Annotated in this window: 9 protein-coding genes; 2 read left to right on the top strand and 7 right to left on the bottom strand. The window is 58.0% G+C overall.

The features are described from left to right. The 5 genes from ABJ99_RS15585 to ABJ99_RS15565 form a co-directional block, all read right to left on the bottom strand. Positions 1-1086 (bottom strand): Wzz/FepE/Etk N-terminal domain-containing protein (locus ABJ99_RS15585; protein WP_230081039.1); only part of this gene is annotated, 1086 nt, incomplete at its 3' end. Next, positions 1087-1539, bottom strand: coding sequence for a low molecular weight protein-tyrosine-phosphatase (locus ABJ99_RS15580; protein WP_054086564.1), 453 nt, complete (start codon positions 1537-1539; stop codon positions 1087-1089). Further along, a complete protein-coding gene (locus ABJ99_RS15575) occupies positions 1529-2464 on the bottom strand; it encodes a glycosyltransferase family 2 protein (protein WP_054086563.1) in 936 nt (311 codons plus the stop codon). Before ABJ99_RS15575 ends, ABJ99_RS15580 begins: the two co-directional genes overlap by 11 nt. Before the next feature lie 3 nt (positions 2465-2467). Further along, on the bottom strand, positions 2468-3982 hold the full coding sequence (locus ABJ99_RS15570; protein ID WP_054086562.1) for a lipopolysaccharide biosynthesis protein: 1515 nt from the start codon (positions 3980-3982) through the stop codon (positions 2468-2470). Between the two features lie 5 nt (positions 3983-3987). Next, positions 3988-5109, bottom strand: coding sequence for a DegT/DnrJ/EryC1/StrS family aminotransferase (locus ABJ99_RS15565; protein WP_054086561.1), 1122 nt, complete (start codon positions 5107-5109; stop codon positions 3988-3990). Between the two features lie 712 nt (positions 5110-5821). On the opposite strand from ABJ99_RS15565, the gene ABJ99_RS15560 reads away from it, so the two are divergent. Together ABJ99_RS15560 and ABJ99_RS15555 are read left to right on the top strand one after the other, a co-directional pair. Next, positions 5822-7015 (top strand): cysteine desulfurase family protein, encoded by a 1194-nt coding sequence (locus ABJ99_RS15560; RefSeq protein WP_054086560.1) that lies wholly within the window; start codon positions 5822-5824, stop codon positions 7013-7015. Between the two features lie 57 nt (positions 7016-7072). Next, on the top strand, positions 7073-8881 hold the full coding sequence (locus ABJ99_RS15555; RefSeq protein ID WP_054086559.1) for an aminopeptidase P family protein: 1809 nt from the start codon (positions 7073-7075) through the stop codon (positions 8879-8881). 27 nt (positions 8882-8908) lie between these two features. Here the strand turns inward: ABJ99_RS15555 and ABJ99_RS15550 are convergent, their stop codons facing one another. Continuing rightward, a complete protein-coding gene (locus tag ABJ99_RS15550) occupies positions 8909-9223 on the bottom strand; it encodes a hypothetical protein (RefSeq protein WP_054086558.1) in 315 nt (104 codons plus the stop codon). A 166-nt stretch (positions 9224-9389) separates the two neighbouring features. Then, positions 9390-10277: a threonine/homoserine exporter RhtA gene (gene rhtA / locus ABJ99_RS15545; protein ID WP_054086557.1), complete on the bottom strand. Its 888-nt coding sequence runs from the start codon at positions 10275-10277 to the stop codon at positions 9390-9392. Positions 10278-10491: the final 214 nt, after the last annotated feature.

The following is a 10491-nucleotide window of genomic DNA, read 5'->3' as shown; positions in this document are numbered from 1 at the left end:
GTTCATGAGGCGCTTACGATGTTCCCGCGTATACAGCCGCTCCAGTTCGACGCGCTTGAGTTTCAGCTCGGAAAGCATCGAGTCCAGCCCGACCACCTGATCGAGTACGCCTTTGGTCTCGATACTCAGGTCCACTGATTTTGCGCTGGTCTGGAAGTTGTTCAGCGCCACCTCGGATTCTTCCAGCTGTTTGCGCACCATGGGCAGTTGTGAACGCAGAAATTGCAGGCGCTGAGCGGCTTCGGCAGAACTGCGCTCGACGTTCTGACGGACGTACAAGCGGCTGACCTCATCGATGATGCGGTTGGCTTTCTGCGCATCCTGATCTTCGATGGACAGGTAGATAATCCCTGAGTCGCGCCCGGCTTCCATAATTTTCAGGCGGTCCTGATAGGCCAGTGCGGAACTCAGGGTCCGCTGGCGGGAGACGATGAATTCAGTGCCCGGACGGGCTTGCAGGGTAGCGACCTGGATCTTGATACCCTTGCCTTCGACGACCCGGTTGGTGGCTCCGCGGAGCAGCAGATTGCGTTCTTCGTCGTAGAGTGAAAACTGGCCAGACTTGCCTGCAATCAGCGTAAGCGGCTCGCCAAGCAAATACTCCGGCACGTCCAGTTGAAAGATATCGATTTTTTCGCCGCCCCAGGCGTATTGCGTCAGCCCGAACCAGGGCTGGGCCAGCTCGCCCGCGCGTTCGGGCGAAAAGGTGCGGTACAGGTAGGGACCGATCACCGGAAACAACTCGGGGGTCTGCAACACATTGAGTTGCAGAGCGTCGACGACCTCACCCAGCAGTGTTCTGGATTTGATCAACTCGATTTCGATGGTGGCCTGGGAAACCGACAAGGGCTTGTTGTTGACCTCCGGGATGCCCTCGATGCCGATTTTCTTCGGCTCTATCTGGATCATTGCGTTGGCCTGATACACCGGCGTGGCGAGCACCGCATAGCCCAGCCCGAGCAGAAAAAACAGGCTGACGGTGCACAGGATCAGTGTTTTGTGATCGAACAGCAGCCGCAGGACAGTGGCCAGATCGATCCGCGAGTCCTGGTAGTAATCCAGGGAAGGATGGTTCATGACGGTCATTTATCCGGTCACTCCTGACTGAAGATGAGGTAGCCAGTCGTCAATGCAGCCCGAGAGGTGTGCGTAGGTTCGTTCAAAAGCTGACCTGGGGCGCCGATAAGGATCGGCTACCTCGGATGTGGGTTGCCACCTGCCGATCAGGAACGTTTTGCCGCGCACTTCCGGGGCCAGTTCGAGGACCTCGCCCATATGTGACTGCTCCATCAAAAGGATCAGATCCGCCTGGCGCAGCAGCTCACGGTTCACTTGCCGCGCCTGATGACGCGCGTGCCGCACGCGGTGTAACTGCAGGACTTCCTGAGCCTGCGGGTCGAGTGGCGCGCCCGACAGTGCTGCAATGCCGGCTGACCGGATACGCACACCCGAAGCTTCCAGCTGTTGGCGCAGCATGGCAGCGGCCATCGGGCTGCGGCAGACGTTGCCTACGCACAGCACCAGCACGTTACCGAACATGGGTTTTGCCGGTTGCCGACACGATGCGCTGGCTCAGGTTGACGATAAAGTTGCGCGCCAGAATGAGCAGCGTCTGCACTTTGCGTCGCGGGCCAAGGGCCGCTAGTGACAGGCAGATGGACTGCATCAGAAAATGCTCGTAGAGCACCTGATCGCCCAAGCGGTTGTAATAATTGGCCAGGCTCGAACAGGTCTGCAGATTCATGTGCACTTTGCATTTGTCACTGCGCATGGAAAATATCCCGCCGGGGTGGCGACGGTAGGCGGCCGGCTTGATCTCGCCGATGAATTTGCCTTTGCCGTGAGCCCCCAGCAGCGACCACCAGCACAGGTCGTTGAGTGGTGCGAGGCGGATTTGCAGTTCGGGCGGCATGCTGCTGAACACATTGCGAAAGCAGGTGGTCAGGGTCGAAATACGGCGGGCTTTCTGCAACTCCAGAGCGGTGGCGTCGTTGCGCAACCTGCCGGATAGCTGCAGGCCGTACTGACCGTTTTCATCGAAGACGAAGGCATCGTGATAGGTGATGACGTAGTCAGGATGACTTTCCAGAAAATCCACCTGCATTTGCAGCTTGCGTGGGTCGGTCCAGTAATCGTCAGCTTCGCAGAAAGCGATATAGCGACCACGTGCCTCGGCAAACAGTCCCGGTACGCAGGCGATGCCCTGGCTGTACTGATTGACCTGCTGATAAAAGGCCCGAATGATCGTCGGATGTCGTTTGGCATACCGAGCAATGAGGCTGGCGGTGCCGTCCGTGGACGCGTCGTCGTGGATCAGGATCTCGTAGTTGAAGCGTGTTTGCTGGGCCAGAAAACCGTCCAGTGTCTGTGCGATGAAAGCCACCTGGTTGTAGGCCGGGCACACGATGCTCAATAGCGGCTTGTGCAGTCCGATGCTTGAGATGTTTTTTACGATGGCGTCCATGGCTCATGCACTCGCTTTGCTGAACAGGATGTAGATTCTTGACGCCACCGGCTTATGGCTTGCAACTACCAGCGTCAGCGTGATGATTCCGCTGGCGGCCAGCGCGAGCAACAGGCTGATGCGGCTCTGATCGGCAATCAGGCGAAATACCGGCTCGCTGATGGCCAGCCCGACGGCGGTCATGGTGCTGATCCGCGCGATGTCGGTCAGCCATTGCCGATGAATGTCCGGTGCCAGATGCCGGTGCACGATCATCGGCCAGATGGCAAACGACACCACGCGGATGGAAAACCAGGCCAGCGCCGCGCCATACGCACCTTGAGAGTGGATCGCGATAACCATGACGGGCACGGTGATCACTGCCGACACCACGCTGTACCAGAGATGCAGACGCATTTGCCCGTAGGCGTATTGCAGATAGAACTGAAAGGCGCTGGCGGCCATGATCGCGCTGCCCAGTGCGTACCAGCCCAGAATCGGCTGACTCCAGCGCGCCGCTGTTGCATCCCCGGTCCAGGCCAGGATCAGTTGCCCGCCATGCAAGGCAATGACTGCGGACAGTGGAAACAGCAAGGTGCATACGAAGCGATTGGCCGCCAGAAACAGCCCGTGCATAGCGTCACGTCGGCCCTCTGCGAGCAGGATGGTCAAGCGCGGCAGCAGCGTCTGAATCAGCGGATTGGTCAGCATTATGATGCCGGTGGTGATCAACGCAACCAGTGAGAAATAGCCGTATTCGTCCAGCGGCAGCCGGGCGGACAGCAGGGCCTTATCGATCTGAGTCAGCACGATCCACAGCACGGCGCTGAGTGACAGGCTGGCGGCAAAAGGCAGAATCGGCCTTATCAGTTGCCAGTCCAGACCGGTCAGCCAGCGCGGTGCTGGCATCTGTTGCCAGGCTTTGCAGGCAAAGATCAGGGTTTCGATCAGGCCGACCATGACCTGAAATTCAAAAAAATCCCGAGGGTCCTGCGAAAACTGAATGACGAGCAGCAACCCGCCGAAGTAACGCAGCGTTGCGATCAGCACGTTGGCGGTGTTGAGCCAGGCATGTTGTTCGAGGCCCTGAATGCCGCTCTTGTACAGTGTCGAGTAGAGGCGCAGGGCAATGATCACACCCATCAGCCCCACGCAATGGATGACGGTGTCGGGTTGCAGTGTGTTGGCGTTGAGCCAGTGGTTGGCGAGCCAGGGACTCGCCATGTAAACCAGCAGGCCGCTGAACACCGCCATCGGCAGAAATATCAGTTCGAACGAACGCAGCAACCGGCCCAGATTGCGCTCGCTCACTGCAACGCTTTGCTGATGCGCCACCGCGCGCACCAGGCTGGGCGACAGGCCAGCATCGAGCAGTTGCAACCAGGCCTGCAACAGCGTGAAGAAACCGATCAGGCCATACGCCTCGGCGCCAAGATGGCCAAGGTAGAAGGGCATGATCAGGATTCCGATCAGCATTACATAGGCTTGCCCCATGAAGTTCAGGGCGGTATTGCGCATCACCGAGCGTTTCTCATGCATGGCCGTCAGATGACCCGCGCCATCGCGGCATCCGGATACCGCGTAACCGTGGCACTGCATTCTTCGATCAGTGTCTGAATGATCAGATCCTGATCACGGTCTTGCAGGCCGGGATAGATCGGCAGGCACAGCACTCGCTCGCTCAGGGCCCGCGAGGCCGTCTGACAAGGCTGCGGTTGCAGGTATTCAAGGGTGTCCAGTGATGGATAAAAGTACCGCCGAGGGTTGATCTTGCGCAGGTTCAACGCTGCGCGAGCGCGCAACAATTGCGGCTCATCGCGCAGCGCAACCGGGTAGTAGCTATTGTTCAGCTCACTGTTGGCCGCCGGTTGTTGCAGGTCCAGATAATTCGCCAGGGTCGAGGTATAGCGATAAGCGATTCGCGCACGCTCTTCAAGAATGTTCTCGATATTGTCCAGCACACACAGCCCCATGGCTGCGGAGAACTCATTGAGCTTGGCGTTGATACCGATGCCGTCGATCCGGTCGACGTCGGCGATACCGAAGTTGCACAGCAGATGCGCGCTTCGCGCCAGCTCGTCATCATTGGTGATGATTGCGCCGCCTTCAATGGTGTGGAACAGCTTGGTCGCATGAAAGCTCAGGGTGCTGATATCCCCCCGATTGAGCACTGACTGACCTGCCTGGCGCACAGCGAAGGCGTGTGCGCCGTCGTAGATAACCTTGAGTTTGTGCTCACGGTCGATCTGCTCGATGGCGTCGACGTCGCAGGGGTTGCCGAACACATGGGTAGCGACAATGGCTGTGGTGTCGTGCGCAATACTGTTTCTGATGTGCTGCGCAGAGATGTTCCATGTGGCAGGGTCTATGTCGGCGAAGATCGGCCTGATCCCTTCCCATTGCAGGGAGCTGCTGGTGGCGACAAAGCTGAACGGCGTGGTGACCGCGCTGCCCTTCAGGCCCAGCGCGCGATAGGCCACCTGTAACGCAAGCGTACCGTTATTGGTCAGAATAATGTGCCTGACCCCGAGATAGTCCTTGAGACGCTGCGCCAGTTCCCCGGCCAGTGGACCATGGTTGGTCAGCCAGCCTCGCGCATAGATGCCCTCGACGTAGTGTTTGAACTGATCGATATCGCCCAGATAAGTCTTGGTTACATTAATCATCGAAGCCTCCATGTTTCGCTGAATCGGTTGGCGCAGGTACACCTTTCAAACGTTGTCGACGATCATTGCGTGGAACCGGGCGATCAAGCGTTGCATTGCTTCAGGCAACGCTACCGCCACACCGAACATGTTCAGTAAATTCAAGGGATTATGAGTCAACAGACATCCGTCGACGCGTTTTACGCGCCGTGGAAACAACGAAAACTCTGGGGTTTGACTGCCAGCTACGTCGACATGACTGCGTCCATCGCAATGCTCCGAGGCATGTGCGTACCAACCAGGACACGTTCGACAGTCCTATATATCGGTGTCATCCGTGACTCTGTCAAATAATTTCGTCGGCTTTCTGTTAAGTTTTTGATAAGAGGTAAAGGTTGCTTGATAAGTGATTGATCTACATAGGCGTCAAAAAAATATCAGCGGCCGGGCTTATTTGATTGGCACGGTGATGATGCCTCATAGATCGCGTTGTGTTAGCACGCTGAGTCGAATGGAGATGCTTAAGATTCGTGGGTGAGTGCCGGTTTTATATTTCTTTCGGTTATATTTAAATTCTAAATTAGAATTTTTGGTTCTATGCTGAGTGGTGCATTATCTCTTTCATGATCCGTGACGTGATGGCCTTGCGTCCGATGCTCGCGTTATGCACGAACGGAGCGCTGTCAGCTGACGCGAACGGGGTATCCGGACGATGCCATTCAGAGGAAATCTCATGAAAGAGTCAGCGCTGTACTTTGATTATGCGGCTACCACGCCGGTGGACGAGCGAGTCATCAAGGTGATGGTCGAGTGCCTGGGCATGTCGGGCAATTTCGGCAACCCGGCCTCCAGCTCGCATGCCTTCGGACAGAAGGCCCGGCTGGCGGTAGAGCAGGCCCGCCAACAGGTGGCGAACCTGGTCAATGCCGATGCTGCGCAGATCATCTGGACCTCCGGCGCGACCGAATCCAGCAATCTGGCCATCAAGGGCGTGGCCCAGGAACGTGCAAAACGCCTGGCTGCAGGCAATGGGCGCGCAACCGGCGATATCATCACCAGCCAGATCGAGCACAAGGCGACACTCGATACCGTTCGGCAGTTGCAGGAAGAGGGCACCGACGTCACCTGGCTGGCCCCGGACCCCGACGGTCTGATCAGACCCGATGCCGTCAGCGCAGCATTGCGTGACGACACATTTCTTGTGTCGCTGATGCTGGTCAATAACGAACTGGGTACGGTCAACGATATCGCCGAGACCGGCAAGCGGGTTCGTGAGCACGGCGCGCTGCTGCATGTCGATGCGGCCCAGGGTGCCGGTAAATTGCCGATCGATCTCAGCCAGCTCGCGGTAGACCTGATGTCGTTCTCGGCGCACAAGGTCTATGGCCCGAAGGGCATCGGTGCCCTGTACGTCGGCCCGCGTGCGCAACAACGCGTACTGGCGCAGATTCACGGTGGCGGACATGAATGCGGGATGCGTTCAGGCACTCTGGCGACCCACCAGATCGCCGGAATGGGCTCGGCCTTTGCGCTGGCGGCCGAAACGCTAGATGCGGAGATTCTTGAAACAACGCGGTTGAACCGGCTTTTGATCGAACGCCTCGCGGACATTCCCGGGCTGTGTATCAACGGCAGTCCCGCACAGCGGATTGCCAACATCGTCAGCCTTACGTTTGGTCACAGTGATCTGAACATCAAGGCGCTGGGCACCAGACTCGCATTTTCCTCTACGTCGGCCTGCAATTCGGCGAAGAATGCGCCCTCGCACGTGCTCCTGGCATTGGGGCACAGCCCGCAAGCGGCGGGTCAGACCATTCGCCTGAGCCTGGGGCGATTCACTCGGGAGCAGGATATCGAGCGCGCCGCCGAGGCTATACGGGACAGTCTTGTCCAGCCAGCATTCTGGGCGGTTGCTCAGGCTCGATGAGTGCTCCATTATCTGAGCCGATGACAGCCTTCAATTTCCGGTTCAGCAGGAGAGTCAATGAGCACGCAATCCAATGCCAGTTCAGACGTGGCAGAACGTTTGGCGCAAACCCGCGCCTTGATGAGGCGGGAGCGCATCGATGCCTGGCTGGTACCGTCAGCGGACCCTCATCTTTCCGAATACCTGCCTGGCTATTGGCAAGGGCGTCAGTGGCTGTCCGGTTTTCACGGCTCGGTCGGTACGTTGATCATCACTCATGACTTTGCGGGTGTCTGGGCTGACAGCCGTTATTGGGAGCAGGCAACCAAGGAGCTGGCCGGCAGCGGCATCGAACTGGTCAAGCTGTTACCCGGTCAGCCCGGACCGCTGGAATGGCTGGCTGATCAGGCGCAGGCCGAAAGCGTGGTGGCAGTAGATGGTGCAGTTCTGGCGGTCGCTTCTTCGCGCACGCTGGCCAGCAAGCTCTATGAAAGGGGTGCCCGGTTGCGTACCGACATCGATCTGCTGATAGAACTCTGGCAGGATCGCCCTGCATTGCCGACGCTTCCGGTGTATGAGCATCTGCCGCCGCAGGCGTCCCTGACCCGCGTTGAAAAGCTGGCTCAGGTGCGCAAGATCATGGCCGAGCGCAATGCCGACTGGCACTTTATCGCCACACTGGACGACATTGCCTGGCTGTTTAATCTGCGGGGTTCGGATGTTTCCTACAATCCCGTGTTCATATCCTTCGCGGTCATCGGACCGATCGGCGTCACGCTGTTTGTGGACGCGAAGAAAGTCCCGGATGCCGTACGCTCCAGTCTTGAACACGACGGGGTGAATATCGCCGACTACACGCAGATCGGTGCAGCCCTGCGCAAGGTGCCGAAAGACGCCCGGCTGTTGATCGACCCTGCGCGCGTCACCTGCGGTCTGCTTGATTATCTGGACAGTGAAGTCACGCTGGTCGAAGGACTGAACCCGAGCACGCTTCTGAAAGCGCAGAAAACCGAAGCCGACGCCGCTCATATCCGAGAGGCGATGGCGCAGGACGGTGCGGCATTGTGTGAATTTTTCGCCTGGCTGGACAGCGCCTTGGGGCGCCAGCCGGTCAGTGAGCTGACCATCGATGAAATGCTGACGCAGGCACGTGAGCGGCGTCCGGGCTACGTATCGCCCAGCTTTGCCATCATCGCCGGCTTCAATGCCAATGGCGCGATGCCGCATTACCGCGCAACTGAAACCGAGCACGCACGCATCGAGGGTGACGGATTGTTACTCATCGACTCGGGCGGGCAGTATCTCGGCGGTACGACCGATATTACCCGCATGGTAGCGATCGGAACGCCCAGCGCCGAACAGAAGCAGGATTGTGCGCGAGTGCTCAAGGGGGTCATCGCCTTGTCTCGCACCCATTTTCCGAAAGGCATTCTTTCGCCGCTGCTGGATGCCATCGCACGCGCTCCCTTGTGGACGGAAGGTGTCAACTACGGGCATGGCACCGGGCACGGCGTCGGTTACTTTCTGAATGTACACGAAGGGCCGCAGGTGATTGCCTATCAGGCACCGGCAACGCCGCAAACGGCGATGCTGCCGGGAATGATCACCTCTATCGAGCCCGGGACCTATCGACCGGGTCGCTGGGGCGTGCGGATCGAGAACCTGGTGATCAATCAGGAAGCGGGGAGTACCGAATTCGGAGATTTCCTGCGCTTCGAGACGCTGACTCTGTGCCCGATCGACACTCGCTGCCTCGAGATCTCGATGCTGAACGACGAGGAGCGTCACTGGCTGAACAGCTATCACGCCCACGTCAGAGTCCGTTTGAGCCCTTTGCTTCGCGGCGAGGCGCTTCTGTGGTTGCAGGCCCGCACCGTGGCGGTCTAGAGGGGCTTTTCCATCGCTGCAGGGGACTTAGTCCTGAGGCGATGGATCGGCCAGGGCAGGGCGTTTTTTACAGACGATGATCATACTGCGACTGGTGTAGCCTGCCGGATTGAGCCCGAACGGATAATCTTCGGGCTCCTCTGCAACATCGCCGGATTTGGCAATGACCTTGAACGCTTTTGACTTACAGGCGTTGGTCGCCAGGTCATAGCATTTCGCCCATGACGATGAGAGCCCCGAGCAATTGATATGAATCCCGCGCTTGCCTTGAATGACCGGTTTGGATGTCGCCGCACAGCCAGCCACAACAAGCATGGCCAATACGATAAAAATGAATTTCATTCCTGTCCTTAGAAGGTCAATAGGTGCTGCGGGCCACCACAGTGAGTGAAACGCATGCCGATGGGACCCCGACGCAAAAATCTTAAACAGACGAATCAAGTGGTTAACATGGCCCAAGCGCGTGACAAATGCTAGTGCCATGTTGCGTTACTCTGTCAGGCTGGATTCAATCAGCCGGAACCAGTTGAGGTTTTTCCTGTGCCGAGGTGAGCGTCGCACCAATGGAGGCGATGATGATCGCGCCAATTGCCAGCCACTGTGTCAATGACAAGTTCTCATGCAGAAAGATCAATCCCGACAACGCTGCGAAGACCGGCTCCAGGCTTGCCAGTGTGCCGAACGTGCGCGCCGGCATACGGGTCAACGCGACCATCTCCAGACTGTAGGGGAGGGCGGTCGACAGGATGGCCACGCCCAGCGCGGCGGGAATCAGTGAAATGTCCAGCAACGCTGAACCTGCGTGGACCACGCCGACAGGTCCGATGAACATCGCCGCAATGATGACCCCGAGCGCCGCGGTCTGCACGCCGTTGTCTGCTCCCGCTTTTTGTCCGAACATAATATAGATGGCCCAGCACACGCCAGCGCCCAATGCGTAGCTGGCACCGAGCAGGTCGATTGATGCGCTGGAGTGCCCCAGCGGGATCAATAACAGCAGGCCGATGACTGCGAGCGTTACCCACAGAAAGTCTATGGGCTTGCGCGAGGACAACAGGGCAACCGTCAGCGGGCCGGTGAATTCGAGCGCCACGGCAATGCCCAGCGGAACGGTCTGCAGTGACATGTAGAAGAGGAGGTTCATGCTGCCAAGGGCGATGCCGTATATCACGACAGTGCGCAATGACTTTGCGGTCAGGCGTGCGCGCCATGGACGAAGCACGATCAGCAGAATCAGGCTGGCGAATACCAGCCGTAATGTAGTGGTGCCTTGCGCGCCCACCACGGGGAAAAGTGTCTTGGCCAGCGATGCACCGCTCTGGATGGATGCCATGGCGATAATCAGCAGTCCCAGGGGGAAAAGCGCGGAAGCTATGTTGTGGGGTTTTTCAGGCATTTCGGTTGTTCATCCCGGGTGATCCATAAGCTGGCGATCATGCATGATGCGGAATATCCTCGGCTTGAGCAATATACTGCGCAGTCATCATCTATTCTTCTATATATGGGTAATCACAAATCAGCCGAGTACAAGGTTTTTGAAATTAACGGTTGACGCGCTCTGTGATGTGTCTATAATTCGCCCCACTTCCGGCGCAGACGGAAACGAAAAA

It is taken from the genome of Pseudomonas syringae pv. cilantro, from assembly GCF_001293775.1.
In the GTDB taxonomy this organism is placed as follows: Bacteria; Pseudomonadota; Gammaproteobacteria; order Pseudomonadales; family Pseudomonadaceae; genus Aquipseudomonas; species Aquipseudomonas syringae_P.
Note: the sequence above shows the minus strand (reverse complement) of the source record. Positions and strands in the feature narration are given on the sequence as shown.

Excerpts from the sequence above, each read along its gene's own strand:
- ABJ99_RS15580 (WP_054086564.1), bottom strand. The coding sequence starts at position 1,539 with ATGTTCGGTAACGTGCTGGTGCTGTGCGTAGGCAACGTCTGCCGCAGC.
- ABJ99_RS15575 (WP_054086563.1), bottom strand. The coding sequence starts at position 2,464 with ATGGACGCCATCGTAAAAAACATCTCAAGCATCGGACTGCACAAGCCG.
- ABJ99_RS15570 (WP_054086562.1), bottom strand. The coding sequence starts at position 3,982 with ATGCATGAGAAACGCTCGGTGATGCGCAATACCGCCCTGAACTTCATG.
- ABJ99_RS15565 (WP_054086561.1), bottom strand. The coding sequence starts at position 5,109 with ATGATTAATGTAACCAAGACTTATCTGGGCGATATCGATCAGTTCAAA.
- ABJ99_RS15560 (WP_054086560.1), top strand. The coding sequence starts at position 5,822 with ATGAAAGAGTCAGCGCTGTACTTTGATTATGCGGCTACCACGCCGGTG.
- ABJ99_RS15555 (WP_054086559.1), top strand. The coding sequence starts at position 7,073 with ATGAGCACGCAATCCAATGCCAGTTCAGACGTGGCAGAACGTTTGGCG.
- ABJ99_RS15550 (WP_054086558.1), bottom strand. The coding sequence starts at position 9,223 with ATGAAATTCATTTTTATCGTATTGGCCATGCTTGTTGTGGCTGGCTGT.
- rhtA (WP_054086557.1), bottom strand. The coding sequence starts at position 10,277 with ATGCCTGAAAAACCCCACAACATAGCTTCCGCGCTTTTCCCCCTGGGA.